The organism is Chryseobacterium sp. ISL-6 (genome assembly GCF_018613715.1).
Taxonomy (GTDB): domain Bacteria; phylum Bacteroidota; class Bacteroidia; order Flavobacteriales; family Weeksellaceae; genus Chryseobacterium; species Chryseobacterium paludis.
Window position 1 is genome coordinate 161877 of the sequence record NZ_JAGGPT010000010.1, and the last position, 19986, is coordinate 181862.

At 33.7% G+C, this 19986-nt stretch carries 17 protein-coding genes; 13 read left to right on the plus strand and 4 right to left on the minus strand.

The window, feature by feature from the left end; all coding sequences use genetic code 11:
• The first annotated feature begins 35 nt into the window (after positions 1-35).
• The 3 genes from J7E44_RS18765 to J7E44_RS18775 all read left to right on the plus strand — a co-directional run bounded on the left by J7E44_RS18765 (position 36) and on the right by J7E44_RS18775 (position 2174).
• Positions 36-1013 carry an SDR family oxidoreductase gene (locus tag J7E44_RS18765; protein WP_214832434.1) on the plus strand — a complete coding sequence of 326 codons (978 nt, stop codon included), beginning with the start codon at positions 36-38 and terminating at the stop codon, positions 1011-1013.
• Positions 1014-1040: 27 nt separating this feature from the next.
• On the plus strand, positions 1041-1838 hold the full coding sequence (locus J7E44_RS18770) for a helix-turn-helix transcriptional regulator (protein ID WP_214832436.1): 798 nt from the start codon (positions 1041-1043) through the stop codon (positions 1836-1838).
• A gap of 96 nt (positions 1839-1934) precedes the next feature.
• Positions 1935-2174: a hypothetical protein gene (locus J7E44_RS18775; protein ID WP_214832438.1), complete on the plus strand. Its 240-nt coding sequence runs from the start codon at positions 1935-1937 to the stop codon at positions 2172-2174.
• 76 nt (positions 2175-2250) lie between these two features.
• On the opposite strand, the gene J7E44_RS18780 is transcribed toward J7E44_RS18775, so the two are convergent.
• Positions 2251-3264: a DUF2268 domain-containing putative Zn-dependent protease gene (locus J7E44_RS18780; RefSeq protein WP_214832440.1), complete on the minus strand. Its 1014-nt coding sequence runs from the start codon at positions 3262-3264 to the stop codon at positions 2251-2253.
• Positions 3265-3693: 429 nt separating this feature from the next.
• On the opposite strand from J7E44_RS18780, the gene J7E44_RS18785 reads away from it, so the two are divergent.
• The 10 genes from J7E44_RS18785 (at position 3694) to J7E44_RS18830 (ending at position 15651) form a co-directional block, all read left to right on the plus strand.
• Positions 3694-4749 carry an AraC family transcriptional regulator gene (locus J7E44_RS18785; RefSeq protein WP_214832441.1) on the plus strand — a complete coding sequence of 352 codons (1056 nt, stop codon included), beginning with the start codon at positions 3694-3696 and terminating at the stop codon, positions 4747-4749.
• Positions 4750-4894: 145 nt separating this feature from the next.
• Positions 4895-7747: a TonB-dependent receptor gene (locus tag J7E44_RS18790; protein ID WP_214832443.1), complete on the plus strand. Its 2853-nt coding sequence runs from the start codon at positions 4895-4897 to the stop codon at positions 7745-7747.
• 22 nt (positions 7748-7769) lie between these two features.
• Positions 7770-8951 carry a phosphatidylinositol-specific phospholipase C domain-containing protein gene (locus J7E44_RS18795; protein WP_214832445.1) on the plus strand — a complete coding sequence of 394 codons (1182 nt, stop codon included), beginning with the start codon at positions 7770-7772 and terminating at the stop codon, positions 8949-8951.
• Between the two features lie 139 nt (positions 8952-9090).
• Complete coding sequence (locus J7E44_RS18800) at positions 9091-9990, plus strand: NmrA family NAD(P)-binding protein (protein WP_214832453.1); 900 nt, start codon at positions 9091-9093, stop codon at positions 9988-9990.
• A gap of 13 nt (positions 9991-10003) precedes the next feature.
• The gene (locus J7E44_RS18805) at positions 10004-10927 is read left to right on the plus strand and encodes a helix-turn-helix domain-containing protein (RefSeq protein ID WP_214833195.1); all 924 of its coding nucleotides are present in this window, start codon (positions 10004-10006) and stop codon (positions 10925-10927) included.
• Between the two features lie 47 nt (positions 10928-10974).
• Positions 10975-11421, plus strand: coding sequence for a lipocalin family protein (locus tag J7E44_RS18810; protein ID WP_214832456.1), 447 nt, complete (start codon positions 10975-10977; stop codon positions 11419-11421).
• Between the two features lie 142 nt (positions 11422-11563).
• Positions 11564-13267, plus strand: coding sequence for a S41 family peptidase (locus J7E44_RS18815; protein ID WP_214832458.1), 1704 nt, complete (start codon positions 11564-11566; stop codon positions 13265-13267).
• A gap of 71 nt (positions 13268-13338) precedes the next feature.
• Entirely contained in the window at positions 13339-14253 is a 915-nt protein-coding gene (locus J7E44_RS18820; protein ID WP_214832467.1) for an alpha/beta fold hydrolase, read from the plus strand.
• A 70-nt stretch (positions 14254-14323) separates the two neighbouring features.
• Positions 14324-14740 (plus strand): VOC family protein, encoded by a 417-nt coding sequence (locus J7E44_RS18825; protein ID WP_214832469.1) that lies wholly within the window; start codon positions 14324-14326, stop codon positions 14738-14740.
• Between the two features lie 176 nt (positions 14741-14916).
• Positions 14917-15651, plus strand: a complete 735-nt coding sequence (locus tag J7E44_RS18830) for a DUF3108 domain-containing protein (protein ID WP_214832471.1) — start codon at positions 14917-14919, stop codon at positions 15649-15651.
• 78 nt (positions 15652-15729) lie between these two features.
• Here J7E44_RS18830 and J7E44_RS18835 read toward each other — a convergent pair whose 3' ends face one another.
• The 3 genes from J7E44_RS18835 to J7E44_RS18845 form a co-directional block, all read right to left on the minus strand.
• Positions 15730-16656, minus strand: a complete 927-nt coding sequence (locus J7E44_RS18835; protein ID WP_214832473.1) for a malate dehydrogenase — start codon at positions 16654-16656, stop codon at positions 15730-15732.
• Between the two features lie 139 nt (positions 16657-16795).
• Positions 16796-17347 carry a biliverdin-producing heme oxygenase gene (locus J7E44_RS18840; RefSeq protein ID WP_214832475.1) on the minus strand — a complete coding sequence of 184 codons (552 nt, stop codon included), beginning with the start codon at positions 17345-17347 and terminating at the stop codon, positions 16796-16798.
• Between the two features lie 26 nt (positions 17348-17373).
• On the minus strand, positions 17374-19563 hold the full coding sequence (locus tag J7E44_RS18845) for an ATP-binding protein (RefSeq protein ID WP_214832477.1): 2190 nt from the start codon (positions 19561-19563) through the stop codon (positions 17374-17376).
• Between the last annotated feature and the right edge of the window lie 423 nt (positions 19564-19986).

Genomic DNA, 19986 nt, shown 5'->3' on the forward strand with positions numbered 1-19986 from the left:
ATAAGGAACTTTGTCTTATAAAATTTAAAAGAATTATGGAAAATTTAGAGTCAAGAAAAACAGTATTAGTAACAGGTGGGACAGGATTCGTAGGAATACATACCATCCTCCAATTATTACAGCAGGGATATAAAGTAAAAACAACAATCCGTTCGCTTGCTAAAAAAGATGTTGTATTGAAAGCATTAGAAGAAGGTGGAATTACAGATTTCACGCTCCTTTCATTTTATGAAACAGATCTTACAAGTGATCGTAATTGGGATGAAGCTGTAAAAGGTTGTGATTATGTGCTTCATGTGGCATCTCCCTTCCCTGCTCAGGATCCGAAAGACGAAAATGAACTGATCATTCCCGCCAGAGATGGCGCTTTACGTGTATTAAAAGCTTCCCGTGGTGCAGGCGTAAAAAGAGTAGTACTTACCTCATCTTTTGCGGCAGTGGGCTACAGTAATGACACGAAAGGACATATTTTCACGGAAAAGGACTGGACAGATGTAGATGCAGATCTTCCACCGTATATCAAATCAAAGACCGTAGCTGAAAAAACCGCCTGGGAATTTATTGAAAAAGAAGGTAATGGTATGGAGTTAACCGTTATTAATCCTGTCGGGATTTTTGGTCCAATTGTAGGGGGAATTTCTTCCGCGTCATTGGATATTGCCGTTGCAGGAATTATTGATGGGACAACCAATTACAATCCAAACTTTACGATGGGAGTAGTTGATGTCAGAGATGTTGCAGATATTCATATCAAAGCAATGCTCCATCCGAATGCTGCAGGAGAAAGGTTCATTGCTACTTCTGAAGGAGTAATGGCATTTTATGATGTGGCACAACTTATTAAAGCAAAAAGACCAGAGTATTCTTCAAGAATTCAGGATCTGAGTCCTATCGGAAGGGATTTTTATAAAGAAATTTCTAATGAAAAGGCAAAAACAATATTACACTGGATTCCCAAAAGCAGAGAAGAGGCACTATTAGCGAGTGCAGACAGTTTAAAGGTAAAAGCATAAATTTGTTATATCAAAAGAAATAGTACATTGAAATTTAACAACATACAATCCTGCTACCTCGGTCCTGAGATATCACCGGAACAATTCATCCCGGAGCATTTCTTTCTATTTTTACTGAAGGGCTCCATGATTTCATATGACGGTTATAAACACTACACTATGAAACCGGGAGACTATTGTATTGCAAGGAAAAATCATCTGGTACGGTATACAAAGCATAAGGAAGATGGAGTCTTTGAGAAAGTAATTATATCTTTTGACGAAACATTTTTAAGAAAATTTCTGGAACGTCACCCCTACTCTGTAGAACCAACAGAAAACAATGACTCTTTCCTGTTCATTAATGAAGATAAACTGATTAAAAATTTTATCCACTCATTAGAACCATATTATAACGGGACTGAGCAGTTGGACAGTATTTTTGTTGATATTAAAAGAGAGGAACTATTAATGATCTTATTAAAAAACAATCCTGAATTGAAAAATATCTTTTTCAATTTTAATGTTCCTTATAAAATCGATCTGGAATCTTTTATGAACCATAATTTTAAATTCAACATCAGTCTGGAACGTTTTGCTTTTATGACGGGACGGAGTTTATCTACTTTTAAACGTGAATTTAAAACCATCTTCAATATGCCTCCGGGTAAATGGTTAATGAATAAACGTTTGCAGGAAGCTTATTTTTTGCTGGATAAAGAACATAAAAAACCTACAGAAATTTATATCGATCTCGGTTTCGAAGATCTCTCCCACTTCTCTTATGTTTTCAAAAAACAGTATGGCTTCTCTCCAGCACATTTGAGTCATAAAACAGTTTTGTAATCTTCAAATTAGTTTAATATGCGCTTATTTAATCACAACAACGTGTATTAAATAATTTTTATTACATTAGTAATCAATAAATTAAAACTTAGTAATATGAAAAATTTAAAGAAACTAACGAGAAGAGATTTAGTATTAATCAGTGGTGGAGATACTGCTTATGCATTTTGCCTTGATGGGGTTTGCCCTCCAGCGGGTCCTGGTTATAACACCTATTGTAGTGGAGATGTATGTTACAAAAGTCCTAAAGTAGGTGGTGGACCTGGAGGAGGATGTCATGAACCAAAACGTTTTTGCCAAGAATGGGAAACCGGATGCGGATGTATTTATTTTTAATAGTTGAAAAAAAATCAGTAACAGTAAAACGCATCTTTTGGATGCGTTTTTACATTATTCTAACAATCAATATATTTTATAAAGAATTAATATAATTTTCATAACCACTTTTATCTAATACCTCTTTTGGGGTAAGCTTATAAATATCTTTCCAGGAATTCGTTCCGTGTTTCTCTACATATTTTTCTACGATTCTGAATCCTAACCAATAATTCAAGGTCTTTGGAGCTTGTGGGAAAAGTTTTTTCTTATCATTCTGCAATAATGGATTATCTCCTGAAGTATCTGAAAAATAGGGTTTCACGCTCATAAAGATCTTTTTTTCATTTTTAAGATACCAGGACCAATTTTCCTGTGACATATTTTCTACAGCATGATATCTTTCCATTTTACCTTCAAAAAATATCCAGGTAAAATAACATGCAAAACCTTCATCAATTGTTTGGCTTAATGCAGAATTTTTGTTAATGTCGTGGTTCCTGAACTTTTCATAAACAAGATGGTTGAGCTCATGTGGTAAACCTTTTTCCAATGTAAATTCAGGATCTGTACTGTCATTATTCAGTTCAAGTGCAAACTGATCAGCCTTACAGCCACCGAAACCGATTCCTGTAAATGGTGTAAAAAGTATACTTATGGTAGCTTTAGGTTGATATGGTACCATCTGGCTGAACTTTTTTAGATTTGTTGTTAATATCCGGTTGAGATTCAGTTTTAAAAGTTTCTGTGTCTTACTATCAAATTCAGCTTTATGTTTTGGATACAACGTTTTATTCCATTGTATCATACCTTCAGGATTATTATATAAGCCAGCATTTTTTTCACCAAAAATCACAGCATAGCAACTATCCCAAAGTTTTTGATGGGATTTGTATACTTTGTCAACGATCATCCTTTCATCAAAAGAATCATTACGATGCGCCAGTATCTGATACTTGAAAATATTTTTAACCACTATATCATTCACCTTGATACTGTCAGCCACTTTATTAAGATCTCTTTCAAAAGAATTTTCGGGATTTAATTTTTGGTTTGTTGAACAAAAATATACGGTCACAATAGAGAATATTAATAAAGTTGTTCTTTTCATTTTGAGTTTTAGTTTAATCTTACTTTTAATTCGACTTCGATATTCTTAGTTGCCCTTAATAAATTTCATTCTTCCAAAAATACCAGTACAAGACCAAGCCTAAAGATTTATTGGGATATCCGTATTATTTAAAATCAAAAAATGCAAATATTTTCATTTCAGATAAGCAGGTTGTCTATCTATTAGACATTTCAAAGTTAATTTTTATTACAAATGAAATAAGTAAGTAGGGAAATATTTAATCATATTTTAAGGAAATCATCCAAAATGGAGATTATTTTTCAATCAAAGATTTTCTCTTACCGTTTCTTAGGATCAGGTATTAAAATTTTATAGTAATTAAAAAAAATAAAGGTTTATTAATAATTTAATGATGTGTTAAAAATAGACTTCTTCTTTATTAATACTTTTGACCAGATCTAATTGTTTATGTTGTACATTATAATGGTTGTCATTCTGCAGGCAATTATTACGCTTGCCGTTTTACTTTTTCTGGCTCAAAACAGAAAATCTTTCCTCAATATGCTACTGCTATATATTGTAACTGTCATATTGGATATGGGTTATGAGTACTTCATTATAAATAGGTTTGGTTATGAATCTATTCTTTATGAAATCCCTGGAAGCTTAAGGATCTTTAAAGGCTTAATATTTTTATATATTACTTTTAATTTTATAGAATTCAAATGGCGTGATAAGTTAAAGTATTTACTGTACCCTTTCTCTATGATCGTTCTGCTTCATACTTTTGCTTTATCGGCTAAGTTGTTTGGGTACCAAGAGGCGGATGCTATTATTCATTTCTACAAAACCTATTTCGTTAACTATTACATTCATTATTGGGCATGTAGTCTTATCATTTGTATTTTCCTATTGTATAAATATCAGAATAAGATTCAAAATCCTTTATTTAAACAATTTCGTTTATTTCTGTCTTTTATCTTAGCAAGCATGTTAGCATTTTGGTGCAGTTTTAAATTTGGTTTTGACATTCTCTTGTTTCAAAAAATATATACCCTTTTATTCCTGGTTCAGTTTGCCTGGATTTTGTACGTTTATGTTTTAACGCACCAGGAGCAGCTCAAAAAAAATATGCAGCAACCTGTTGTAGAGGTTGTCATTAAGGAAAAATACCAGTATAAAGACTTATCTAAAATAGATTTTGAAAAAATAAAAATCCGTATAGAAGAATTTTATAGCGAAAGTCAGGAATATCTGGAAGATACCTTTACATTAGATCATCTTGCCCGGCATTTATCTGTTTCCAGAACGGATCTTACCATTACTTTTAACCAGTATCTGACTTCCAATTTCCATGAATACACCAATCGAAACAGGGTATTACGGTTCAAACGTATGTTGGAAGAAGAACCTGATGCCAATGTTACAGATCTCGCTTACCAGTGTGGCTTCAAGTCTAAATCTACTTTTTACAAATATTTCAAAAAGGAATTCAACTGCCTTCCAACCGAGTATGCGTTCTAGTAAAAGCTAATGTTACTATAACTTAATATTCACAAACAACTAATAATCAAACACATAAAATACAAGTTCTTCTGTACAGGTTTGCTTAAATTTAAATGAACTCCGCTTTTTTCACGAGAAATCATCTTTGCAAAAAATTTATAAAATGTTACGAAGAAGATTTTTTTTAACAACTGCAGCATGCTTTTTACTGGGAGGTTTTGCCATTGCCCAAACATCGGTACATGGTGTGGTTGTAGATAATCAGGGAAATCTGCCTAATGCTTTAATCTATCTGGAAAATAAAGCTGAGAAAATAACTTCCAATACAGATGGATCATTTACTTTAAGTAATATTCCTGATGGAAGTTATAGACTTGTAGTGGAATATACCGGTTATGAAAATGCCTATCTGGATTTTACAATAGCAGATAAAAAACCGATAGATTTCGGGCCTATCAAAATAGGTGAAAAGAAAATAAAGGAAAATAGTATTCAGGAGGTCGTGGTAGCCAGTGTATACAAAGCATCCCAGGCAAGAGCTATTACGATGAAGAGGAATTCCAATACCATTACGGAGGTTTTAAGTGCAGACGCTATTGGTAAACTTCCAGACCGTAATGCCGCTGATGCGGTACAACGAATGCAGGGTGTTTCAATTGAGAGAGATATGGGAGAAGGACGTTTTGTTGCCGTTCGTGGAACTCCTGTACAATGGACAGCTTCTACATTAAATGGAAACAGAATGCCCAGCGCGAGTGGTGACAATGCCAACAGAGGGGTTCAGATGGATATTTTCCCCTCAGAATTGATACAGAATGTACGTTTATCAAAAGCCTTAACTCCCGATCTTGATGGGGATGCCATAGGTGGAAATGTAGATTTTATTACAAAAACATCCCCAAATAAAGAAACATTGGCTATCAGTACATCTACCGGGTACGTCAATATGTCCAAATCCCCTACTTTTAACTCCTCTATTGTCTATGGAAACAAAATTACAGATAAACTGAAATTTATTTCCTCTGCCGTTATATGGGAACGATCCGGAGCCATAGATCAAATGCGTAATATTTTTAACTATGGACTTACAGATCCTGTATCCTCTTATTCTATCAATCAACTGCAGTTACGTGATTACGTTGCAAACAGAAGAACATTAGGTTTCAACTATGCGATGGATTATGACATCAACAGTAAAAACAAATTATACTTCAAGGGCTTGTATAGTCAGTATAAAGATGGACAATCTGTAAGAGAAACTTATTTTAATTTTGATAATAAAAATGTGACTTTACAAGCCAGACATGCTGATTATCTTACCGATTTATATTCTATGCAGTTTGGTGGAAACCATCAGGTCGGTCAACGTTTAGAAATAGACTGGTCTTTATCCAAAGCAAGATCGGCTTTTAAATTTAACTCTCCCAAGCAATTGGAAGAACATGAGAGAGGCTATCCTATCGTCAACTTTTTACAACCAATGACTTATGGAAATCTGGCTTCTGATGGCAGGAAATATTTTGCCATGGATGCCCCAAATGGTGTTGGTGATCCAAACGGCTACACCTTACCCTATAATCAAAATCCTATATCGGGAAATCAGCTGAAGCTCAATCAGGTTATTCTCAGTCAAAACAGGAACAGTGAAACCGACCTTCGTGGGCAAGTCGACCTGAAATATAATGTAGCAGAAAATTTCAAGCTCCAATTCGGAACCAAATTCGATAATAAGGAAAAGGTTGTAGATGCTGCTGTATTGGTATGGATGCCCAAATCAGCATTGGGAGTTCCAGGAGCTCTGGTAAGTTATATGAATCAATTTGAGCAAATAGCTTTTCCATTTAATGGAGGTTTTATGAATCCTATTGGTAATCCATATAATTCTGTTATTATTAATCAGATCACCAACGGGCAAATTGATCAGTTCTACAACAGTGATACTCAAAATAATCTGGGTCTCTCACAGGTAAGCGGAAAAAACAGTAATTCTAATGTAACAAGCTCTTATCGGGGACAGGAAAATGTTTGGGCAGCCTATCTGATGGGAACCTGGAAAATAAATGAAAATTTACAGTTCCTGGGTGGAGTAAGAAATGAATATAATAATATCTCTTTCTTCGGTAAAAAGGTAATTTCAGATAACAAAGGATCTAAAGTAGAAGATATTAAAGATGGTAAAAAATACAATGTATTTCTTCCTATGGTTAATATGAAATGGAATCTTACTAAGAATCAAATCGTAAGAGCTGCATATACAAGATCTTTTGCAAGACCTGATTTCAATGATCTGAACCCTGGAACTATCGTTAATGACCTTGCCAATACAGTAACCCAGGGAAACACTCAGCTAAATCCTACGTTCTCTAATAATTTTGATCTGATGTTCGAAAATTATTTTGGAAAGCTGGATCTGATCACGGCCGGAGCTTTCTATAAAGATATTACTGATTTGATCTACAAGGATCAGTCTATTGTAAGTGTGAATGGACTTCCTTATACATTCACAACTCCTAAGAATTTAGAAGGTGCAAAGCTATATGGTTTTGAAGTAGGAATTTCTAAACGTTTAGAAAATTTACCCGGATTTCTGAAGAATATTGGTTTCGAAGGAAACTATACCTATATCGCGTCGGAAATGAAAATGCCCGTATATGAAAATGGCAAACAAACCGGAACGATGAAAACCACAATTCCAAACCAGGCGAAGCATATCTTTAATACGATACTATTCTATGAAACCAGTAAGTTCATGCTTCGATTAGCAGGAAATTATAAAGGTGATTATGTAAGTGAAATAAGAACGGCTGCAGGTCCGGATCATTATCAGCACTTTGACAAAAATTTCACTGTTGATGCTTCTACCTCATATAGTATCAATAAAAATATCAGACTGTTTGTAGAATTGAATAATATTTTCAACGAACCCAATCGCTATTATATGGGAATAAAATCCAGAGTTGAAAACATTTCTTATTCAGGGATCAGAGGTCAACTTGGTATAAACTTTAATTTTTAATCACACAATAAACTTCAACTTTATGAAAAAATATATTTGCTCCGCAGCAATGGCTGCAGTTGCATTAATAAACGCGCAGGAAAAGTGCCGGAATATTAAAATCAATCAACTACAGGTAGTAGGAACTCACAACTCTTATGCGGAACCCGTTGATCCAAAAGTGCTGGATCTTGCAGCGCCTATTATTAAAAACTTAATGAAAAAATATGACTCTGGAATGTCTGCCGAACAAAAAGCTAAATTTCAGGAATATCATCCTAACGGTATGGATTTTAATGAAGCCCTTAACTACGATCATCCTGATTTTACACAACAATTAAACGCTAACCTGCGTGGATTGGAGCTGGATGTTTATTATGATCCGGATGGTAATCGTTTTAATAATCCTGCATCTTATCGCGTGCTGAAGGAAAAAGGAGTAAATGATCTTGCTCCTCACAATACTAAAGGATTGGATAAACCCGGGTTTAAAGTCCTGCATATGGCAGACATTGATTTCAGATCCCACTACCCTACATTAAAAGACGCTTTATTGGAACTGCGTGAATGGTCTGACAAACATCCCCAGCATTCCACGATTTTTATTATGGTTGAAGCTAAAGATTCAGGGTTTCCAATTTTCCCTAACAGCACTCAGGTTCTGCCTTTTACTAAAAAAGCATACGATGATCTGGATCAGGAAATCTCACAATATTTAGGCAAAGATAAATTGATTACTCCTAAAGAGATACAGGGTAAATTTAAAACATTGCGTGAAGCAGTAGTTCATAATAATTGGCCTAAAGCAGAGAACAGCAGAGGTAAATTTATCCTGATGTTATTACCGGGAAGTGCAGGAACAAAATCCACTAAAGACAATCCATATTTAATAGATGGCTCCTTGGAAAAGAGACTGATGTTTATGGAAAGTGAACCTGAAGATAGTTTTGCCGCTTTTATTTTGAGAGATAATGCTATTGTCCGTCAAAAAGAAATTCAGGAGATGGTAAAACAAGGATTTATTGTTCGAACCAGGGCAGATATTGAAACTTATGAAGCAAAAGTAAATGACCTCACCCGTGCTAAAGAAGCATTCAGCAGCGGCGCTCAGGTCGTTTCCACCGATTTTTTTAAACCTGGAAACACCTATGGAACATCCTATTTTGTAAAGCCACCTCAGGATAAAGATTATTTTGTAAATCCAATTAATGGTAATTGTCAATAAGTAAACAGCAGGCAGCCTCAAATCATGAGGCTGTTTTTATTTTATCATCTTAACACTCTTTTTCTGACTACAAAAAAAGTAGATCCGGATACATCTGCTGATCGGACATTTCTGAATTTTGTTCCTATAAATCAATACAATGAAAATAATCGTAACAGGCTCTTTAGGAAATATCAGCAAGCCACTGACAAAACACTTAGTAGAAAAAGGACACCGTGTTACTGTCATCAGTACAAGTTCAAACAGGAAAGCAGAAATTGAAGCTTTAGGTGCTCAAGCCGCCATCGGAACAATGGAAGATGTAGACTTCCTTTCTGAGATTTTCAAAGACGCAGATATTGTTTACGCTATGGAAGCATTGAATGCGGGAAGCTTTTTTGATCACAACGTAGATTTTATTGCAGCCAGTACTCAGATCGGTAAAAATTACAAAGAGGCATTTGAAAGATCAGGTGTAAAACGTATCGTCCATCTTAGTAGTATCGGAGCACATACGAATAAGGGAAACGGTATTCTAGCATTTCATTATAATGTGGAAAACATATTGAATAAATTACCTAAAGATGTATCCATAAAATTTATGCGTCCGGTTGGATTCTATTACAATATGTTTGCTTTTATTCCAAGTATAAAAACGCAAGGAGCTATTATTCAGAATTATGGTGGAGACGACAAAGAACCTTGGGTTTCTCCATTGGATATTGCAGAAGTCATTGCAGAACAAATTGAAAAACCTTTTAATGGCAGAGAAATCAGATATATTGCCAGTGAAGAAATCTCACCCAATGAAATAGCTGAAACCTTAGGAGATGCCATTGGAAACAGGGAACTGAAATGGGAAACTATTGAGGATGAAAAACTGCTAAACAATCTAATTAATGCAGGAATGAATCCTCAAACAGCTAAAGGTTTTGTAGAAATGAATGCATCAAGACGTAACGGAATACTGTATGAAGATTATTATGCTCATCAACCTGTTTTGGGCAAAGTAAAAGTGAAAGAGTTCGCCAGGGAATTTGCCATAGCATATCATCAATAATTTCTACATTTGTATCGTGAACAAACAACCTCAAAGAATAAAATCCATCACTGAGTTCCATCAGGTGAGGGGCTTAACCAAACCTGAGCATCCATTGATCAGCGTCATAAATTACAGTGATATCATCATACATTCTCCAGATCAACCTGTGACAAACTGGATATTGGATTTTTATTCTATTTCCATTAAACGCACCTCCAATGCTAAAATGAAATATGGCCAACAGGATTATGATTTTGATGAAGGGGTGATGTTTTTTATGGCACCAGGTCAGGTGTTCAGCGTTAGTGTAGATCCTAATTCAACAATACAACATACAGGATGGATGCTATTAATCCATCCTGATTTTCTGTGGAACACGTCTCTTGCCAAAAAGATCAAACAATATGAATATTTTGATTATTCTGTGCATGAAGCTTTATTTCTTTCAGACAAAGAAGAAACTGTGCTTGGCAATATCATTCAAAATATTGAGCAGGAATACCATTCCAATATTGACAAGTTCAGTCAGGATATTATTATTTCACAAATTGAAACCTTATTAAATTATTCTGAACGTTATTACCAGCGACAGTTCATTACCAGAAAAATAACCAATCATAAAACTCTTGATTCTCTGGAAACCTTACTTACTGAATATTTTAATGAGGAGGACCTCATCAGTAAAGGGCTTCCTACCGTTCAGTATATTGCTGACACTCTAAATATATCACCTAGTTATTTAACCGGATTATTAAAAGTTCTTACCGGGCAGAGCACTCAACAGCATATTCACGAAAAATTAATTGAAAAGGCAAAGGAAAAATTATCTACTACTCAATTATCCGTAAGTGAAATTGCCTATGAATTGGGATTTGAACATCCACAGTCTTTCAGTAAATTATTTAAAAATAAAACCAATCTTTCACCACTGGAATTCAGGCAGTCTTTTAATTGAAATAGTTTATTTTTGAAATCTTCGTTAAGTTCGCGGAAAATTATTCTATGAAAAAAATTTTAGCAGGAGCTTTGGCTTTGAGTTTATTATCCTGTGGCAGCGATGCTGATGAAAATCAAAATACAAATGAGAATGCAAACCTTCTGGGAGTTTGGAAAATGCAAACAAACATTGTCATATCCGGGAAAGATAATACAACTGTTTTACACGAATATCTTCCTGATGACTGTAAAAAACAAAGCACTTATGAGTACAGAAATGACGGAATATATATATCTAATGATTACAATAATATTGGTAACTCTTGTATAAAAAAGACCGATACCCGCGATTATGTTTACAAACCATCCGAACAGAAAATCATCATAAATAACTCTGTAGAAGCAAAGGTCCTGGAACTCACTTCAAACAAATTAGTGATTTATGTCCCCGATAATTACGATTATAACGGAGATGGCACATTTGATTACTTAAAATATATTTTTTACAAATAAGAACAAATAGTTTCAACTGATAAAAACGCATCATTAGATGCGTTTTTTTATTTTTATTGATCAAGCTTTTTAATTATTTAAATATATAATCATTTAAGATATCTTTATGCAATAAAAACTAATCTGATAAACTTCCATTTCCATGAAAAAAATCATTATTCTTTTCTTCTTGTTTCTCATTCAACAGGTCATTTATGCTCAAAAAGAGCAGTATGCTTTTTTTATGAAAACCTGGAATTTTCTAAAATATTATCATCCGGATCTAGCAAGTGGAAAAGTGGATGCTGATAGTCTATTTTTAGCTAATATTGAGAAGGTAGATGAGAAATCGGATGCTAACTCTATTATTAAGCAACTATCAGGAAAACTGAGTAATCCTATTTCCCATTCACTTGTGATTGATGAAGCTAAAGAAGCTTTAACGGTAAATCAGAATTTTGATTGGTATAAAAAGAATAAAATGCTCACTGCGGAAGGTAAAACGATTTTGAGCACTATATTTGAACACCGGTATATAGGAAAAGTTCTAAAAGAAAAACAATATGAGCTTTCCAAAAAAGAACAATTACCACTGCCCTTCAGGCTGCTCATACTTGCTAAGATACAAGGCTCCATAGATTATTTATTTCCGCATAAATACCTTATGGATAAGAACTTCGAAGTCTTCTTTACAGATCTGGTGGGACAAGCAATATCTTCACCTTCAAGAAAAGATTTTGAAATTATTCTTGCAAAAGCAATTTCTAAAATGGAAGACAGTCATGCTTTTAAGTTCTATGATCAATTAAACTATAAAAATGAAATCCTGCACAGATTTTATTATGCTCCTTTTGATTACCAAGTTTTTAATGATCATCTCTTAATTACTCATCTTATTTTTCCTGAGATCTGCTCTAATGCGCAAATAGTGGTTGGAGATAGAATAACCGAAATCAATGGTAAAAGTATTAAACAGATCATCAATGAAAAAAGAGAACTGCTTTCCGTTTCAAATCTTGAGAATCTATTATATCACCTTTCAGATTATCAAAGAAATATGATATGGCCAGATGATGTACAACAAAAAGATTTCAAAATACTACATACCCAAAACAATAAAGCTGAACATACAAAAATCACCTTTATTAATCCTACAGATCAGCAACAAACGTCTGTCATCTCAGCTTATTTAACTGAGAAAATCAGTCTAAAACAGCAACACAAATTGGTTCACAATGATATTGCATATTTTAAAATCAATGATGTATTTTCTCTGACTGATAATATTGCAGATGATAAGTTTGACAGTCACATGGATACTATTTTTAAAGAAGCTTCTTCTAAAAAAGCAATTGTCTTTGATATGAGAGGATATCCGAACTGGGGTGGATTTGTTTTTCATTATATTTACAAATACTTCTCACCCAGAGAAAATTATTTTGGAAAATATTATGAGCCTAATTTAAAAAATATGGGTACTTACATTCCTATCAGTTATAAGGTGTATGGCCACTATTACCCTAAGATTGAGAACAAAACAGTAAACCCATATAAAGGAAAAGTTTTTATAATCGTCAATCCTGAAACCTTAAGTATGAGTGAATGGAACACTATGAATCTGCAAAATATTTTTCCTCAAGCCATTACAATAGGACAGCAAACAGCTGGTGCTGATGGAGATACAGTAGAAATACAATTACCAGCAGGCTATTCACTGGTGTTTACAGGGAATGGCATATTCTATTATGATAACACACAAACTCAAAAAGTAGGTATAAGAATTAACGAGTTGATAAAATATACCGATGATGATATTATTCAAAATCGTGATCTGGAATTTGAACATATTTTAAAAGCTATTAAATAAGACAAATAAAATCCAGCATGTAATAAATACATTTACTAATCTGTTCTACTAATATAAAATGTACAAAGCATATGAAAGCTCTTTTCTTTACCCTGTTGTTATTTTTCAACTACCTGCCTGCTCAAGGTCAATCCAAATCTGAAGACTTTTTTCAGACCAGTGATCATGTGCAGATCCATTATAAAGTTTCGGGAACCGGAGAAGCCTGCATTTATATTCCAGGGGGACCGGGACAGGGCTATCCTTCATTTGAACTAATGGGAGGAAATCATCTTGAGAAAAACCTAAAGATGATCTATATGGATCAGAGAGGATCCGGAAAATCTGCTCAGTCGGATGATTATCATTTAGATAAAATGGTACAGGATATTGAGGAATTAAGACAACACTTGAAATTAAATAAGGTTTTCCTCATGGCTCACTCTTTTGGTGGAATTATCGCGGTAAGCTATGCCAAGAAATACCCTCAAAATGTAAAAGGTCTTATTTTAGCCAACGTAACCTTACATTTCTTAAATAATGAATCAGTTAAGGAACAAATTGATTATGCCAATGAACTTCTCCATCTAAAAAACAGAAAAATAGAAAACGATAGTCTTTCTTCCGAGCTTTCCAAATTAAGCAAATCGTTAAGATCAAAACGAATGGGATACAGATTCCTTACTGATGACATTGAGACGATCAAAGAAATGGACAAAATAGATTCATTAAATCCGAGAATTATTGATTTTGGAATGGCTGTGATCTCAAAACCTAAAGAATATCCGGAATATTATGCTGATTATGCGCAATCAACAAAAGACATTAAGGTTCCAACTTTAATCATTACAGGAAAAAAAGACAAAGCGGTAGGTACAAAACATTATCAATCATTCAAATTCGTTAATAAACAAGTGGTTTCAATTGATGGTGGGCATCTTTTGTATTATGAGAAAAACCCAGAATTCATTAATACCGTATGGACCTTTGTAAAGAAGGAAAAATAAATTAGATAGTGATTGTCACTGTTGGTATTGTATTGGATACCTCAACCTTACACCAAAAAAATATTAAGTTATGCAACCACTAAAAAAAATCGACGAGAATACCAATGTTATTACCTGGTTTGAAATCCCTGTTACTGATACCAGCAGGGCAAAAACATTTTATGAGACAATTTTAGACATTAAAATGATTACCCGTTCTATTCCCGAAACCAATGAGGAACTTACTTTTTTTCCTTACAACCCGAATGTAGTTCAGGCAACCTCCGGCAGAATTACAGGCGTTTTATCAAAATCAAAAGACAGCCACCCTTCAGATAAGGGAACGCTGGTCTATATCAATGCTTATCCTGAAATTCAAAAAGTTTTAGATAAGGTGGAGTCTGCTGGTGGGAAAATAGTAACTCCACCCATTCAAATGAACGCAGGTTATATTGCTGTTATCACGGATACAGAAGGTAACAGGATTGGTCTACATGCCGAAAAATAATTTATCATTACTATTTTATTAAAGAATATAAAACGTACTATCAGGTGCGTTTTTTTGTTTGGATTTTTTATTCGTTACCGATAATCAAATAAAAAAATTACCATTCTTTAGCGTGTGTGCTGTAACATTTGTTCATTTCCAAAGACTTAATAATAAAATCAACAAAATAATATAATATGAAATCAATCCACTTTTTGAGTTCTGTTTTTGTAATCTTATCTTTTTTCTCTCTTACAAATGCACAGATTAAAGATCAGACTCCTGAAAAGAATGAAATTGTTCCGAATCTAATAAAGAACGGAAAAGAAACAATGATCTGGTATGCATTAAAGGATACCACTAAAATTGAAATTGCAAAAATATACACCGATATCAGTCGCAACGGTAAAACCATCAATGTAAAAACCACTGTAAAAATGTCAGGAAAACCTGATTGGGTAGATGAAACTACGGCTGAACTTCCTCAATTAAAACCGATAAAACATACCTCCTTTAATACCCAAAGGGATATGTCTTTAAATTTCGGGAAAACAGTAACCGGATATTACACAGACAAAGTGACAAATGCCAAAACTGAAATCAATGAAAAAGTGGACGGAAGTTTTTTTGACAGTAATCTATACCCTCAAATTATTCGTTGGCTGCCATTAAAGGATAATTACAAAACTGATATTGCCATTTTTGATTATAATCCAAAATCAGGCTCAGGATTAATGAAAGCCCATATTACAAACACTCAAAAAGGAAGTTTCCAAAATAAGGAAGTCTGGATCGTTAGCGTAACGGATGATATTTCAAGTAATGCTGTAAAGATGACTTTTTATATCGATACAAAATCCAATCAGGTATTGAAGCAGGAAATTGACGCAGGGGGAAGAAAAATGCTTATTGAGAGAATTGAAGGAAATTAAGAAGGGAACAGAATAGAGAATATAAAGAGAAAACGCGCCCTTCGGGCGCGTTTTCTCTTTATATAAAGTTTAAAATAATTAAAACTTCAAATCTCCATTTACTTCTCTTACCGCTTTAGCAGCTTCAGCAAACTTCAATTGTTCTTCTACTGTAAGGGTAATGTTTACGATTTTTTCTACACCGTTTTTACCGATAATAGCAGGAACACCTAAACAGATATCACTTTGATTGTATTCACCTTCCAGCATTAAAGAACAAGGAATCATTTTCTTTTGATCACATGCAATTGCCTGAACCATTACAGAAACAGCAGCACCTGGTGCATACCAAGCAGAAGTTCCTAATAATTTAGTTAATGTAGCTCCACCAACTTTAGTTTCTTCAATTACATATTTTTGTTGCTCATCATCAAGGAAGTCAGTTACAGGAACTCCGTTTCTTGTCGCTTTGCTTAATAATGGAAGCATTCCAGTATCACTGTGAGCAGCGATTACCATTCCGTCAACGTCAGAAATTGGGCTTTCTAATGCTTCAGCCAATCTGTATTTAAATCTAGCAGAATCCAGTGCACCTCCCATTCCGATAATTTTGTGTTTCGGAAGACCAGAAGTTTTGTGTACCAAATAAGCCATTGTATCCATTGGATTAGAAACTACGATGATAATAACCTCTGGAGAATGTTTTACTAAGTTTGCAGTAACATCTTTTACAATCCCTGCGTTAATACCTATTAATTCTTCTCTTGTCATTCCAGGTTTTCTTGGAATCCCTGAAGTGATCACTGCTACATGAGAACCTGCAGTTTTGCTGTAATCTCCTGTTGTCCCGGTAATTTTGGTATCAAAACCGTTAAGCGACGCTGTCTGCATCAAATCCATTGCCTTACCTTCAGCAAAACCTTCTTTAATGTCTACTAAAACTACCTCTGAACAGAAGTTTTTCATAGCGATGTATTCTGCACAGCTTGCTCCTACAGCGCCTGCACCTACTACAGTTACTTTCATAATGTATACTTTTTAAAATTATTTATTTTTAGTTCAGTCTAAAAATTTGACTCCCAAATTTAACAATTCCTGAAAAATTGAGCAATCTTTCAGGAAGTTAATTATCTGCAAAGGATAGATTTAGATTTTAATTTGAAAATTAATTAACGTTTAATAAGAACGTATATAATTTTTTAGCTCCTGATAATACTTCGTTATAGTTCTCTTCAGCAACTTCTGTATCCAGAACTTCTTTAAAATTCTTCCACATTGGCCCTGTATTTTCCTGATAACACCCAAAGAAATTGAACGTTATATCATCGAAACCTTCTGTTTTAGAAAGTTGTTTTGCAATCACGTTTCCACCTAAAGTAGACCCTTCGATCACATACATCATTCCTAACGCTTCATTTTCATTATTAATTTCAAGAGCATGAGAAACAACTTGATTTTTCAAAGCAAGGCTTACAAGATCTTTTTCAATCAATGGAAGCTTTTTTCTTTGATTCAATTGAAGTTTCTCAGCGAATTTTCCATTAAGGCTATTAAAAATTTTGTCTTCAGAATGCAAAAGCATTAAATAATTGGTATTGATGATTTTTTTGTAATCTTCTAAACTGAAAGTCTTGTTAAAAATCTTTTCAGAGTTAAAAAGTTTCTCAGCAGCATCGTGATATTCTGCTGTATTTTGTTTAAGATATTCTGAAACCATAATTAGAGTTTATAAGTCCTCCAAATTTAAGGCTTTTTAAACGTTAAAAGGAAAGAAGTACCATCTTTATTACTTTCATAATCCACATTTCCGCCTATTCTTTTCATAATTCGATGAACAATTGACAGGCCTATTCCATTGCCTTTAAATTTCTTTGCATTATCCATCCTGTTAAAAATTTTAAACATCTTATGTTTCTCTTCTTCAGGAATTCCTATTCCGTTATCTGAAATTCGGTAAACAATGGTTTCGTTATTTTCTATCCCTTCAATTTCTACTCTTGGATGATCCTGATCTGACGAATATTTTACAGCATTATTGATGACATTTAGAAATACCTGATGGAGCATTGTTTTATCGGCCAATACTTCCGGACAGTTTTTAATAATGATCTCGCTTTTTGGACTTTCAAAAGTCATTTTAGCATTTTCAGAGATTTTTCTTATCGTATGAACTGTGGGCAGGCTTTCAAGTTCTATTTCACTGTGTTTTGCCCGGCTTAGCTGCAAAACATCATGCATCATCTCTGCCATATTATCAATTTCCTCAATAATAGACTTTAGCTTATTTTTCTCTTTCTCAGATTTATCAAAATTAGCGAGCAGCATTTGAGCATTTAGTTTCATTACGGTAAGCGGGGTTCCAAGATCATGGGAAATGGTATAGGAAAAACTATCAAGTTCTTCATTTACCTTTTTAAGCTGATCATTAAGCTGCTTTATCGTATTGTACTGTTTATGTGAAGTTTCCAAGATCACATCTCTGATTGCCTGTACACCACTTGTATTTCTTGAGCTCCATCTTTTGGAATTCCCTTTAATATTTTCTTTAAAAACTTCAAAAGATGTTCTTGGAGATACCATTTTTTTTTCTTCACCATTGTGAAAGAAAACATCAGTTTTCTTTTCAGGATTTCCGGCCCATTGAATATGCTCATCAAATTCCTTACGAAACCAGATCAGCATCTCATTTTTAGTCCGATCGATAAAATATATAATAATACCTGCTGAATCTTTGTCCAATCCTAAATTCTCACCATATTCCTTCAGGAAACTGCGGTTTACATAAATACTTTTATTCGTATTTTCATATGCCCATTTTACTATTTTTTCAATAATCGCATGTGGAGGAGTTGCTCCCGTTCTTACAATATTTTCATCAGAAATAATAGCGAGTCCATCAGCTTCAGCAAGATCTTTAATTTCTATTCTGTTTTGAACTAAAGAATCAAATAAAGAATTTTGTTTCAGAAATTCTGTTTTCAGATAGGCTGATTTTTCATTAAGATCCATACGATACTCCAGCTCTTTCTTGGTCTTAAAAGATGAATAAGCGTTGGATGCTAAAGCGGTAAAAATTCCGGCCTGTACCCTGTCCTCAAGATCAATATGTTTAGATTCTGAATTCTGACATGTAACCAACCCCCAAAGTTTATCATCAATGATAATAGAAATACTGAAACTGGAAGAAGCTCCGGAATTTTTTATATACTGACCATGAATCGGTGACATTCCTCGTGAAGCCGTAAACGTAAGATCAATATTTTGTTTTGTTTTGCTTAAAATCGGAACTGTTTCAGAATATACATTACTGAAGATTCTTTTTCTCTTCTTCATATACAGCGCTCTTGCCTGTTTGGGAATATCCGTTTCAGGATAATGCAGGCCAAGGTAACTTTGCATATTATCATCTCTCTTTTCAGCAATTACCTTCCCAGAACCGTCTGTCATGAATTTATAGATCATCATCCGGTCATAGTTTACAATTTTAGAAAGTGTACTTAGAAGCTGATCCCAAATATCCTGTGCGTTATCAATCACATAGAAATTATCATATTTGTTCGAAATACGTTTATCAGGATTTTCCAGTACGGTTTCAAACTCTAAAAAGATTTGGCCTCCATTACGGAAAACAGAAAAATGATATTCAGTTCCTTTAATAAAAATTTTATCAAAATAGGTTTCATTTTCACGTCTTGTAAATGTGTCCAATGACTTGTAAATATCAGATTCTATAATGCTTTGAAAGCTTTCAGGAAGATCAGTAATTTTTTTATCGAAAAGTGATTCCTTATTTTCGATAGTAAATATATCCCGGATATTTTCACTGAAAAAAGTAATGAGATAAGATTCTGCGTCAATGCCAATCAGGTATCCAAAACTTTGTATATACCCTGGAATATGGATGGGTTCTTCATGACACTCTACAAAATTCATAATATTCTAAAATCAATCAAATATAACGAATTTTTTGCTGATATATTATAGTGTGGTATCTAATTTACGAATAGCAATAACTAACTGAATTTAAATACTTTACATACATACCAATTGTCTTTAATATACACAATTCTGTTAACAAAATCACAATTTTTTCATAGAAATTAATGAGAAATGATTATTAACATTAAAACAGTATTAAAATAAAATTATTCTCTTAATTAAGTAAAATTTAGTAGATTTATATCACCAAAACATGAAAATACGGATAAATAATTGAATATTATTATAAAAAATTCATTATTTACTTCTCTAACAATCAAATACATCAGTATGAAAAAATTCCCATCCATTATGCTTCATTCTTTTCTTCTATCTGGATTATTAAGTCATATCAATTCCAAGGAAAAAATAATAGTG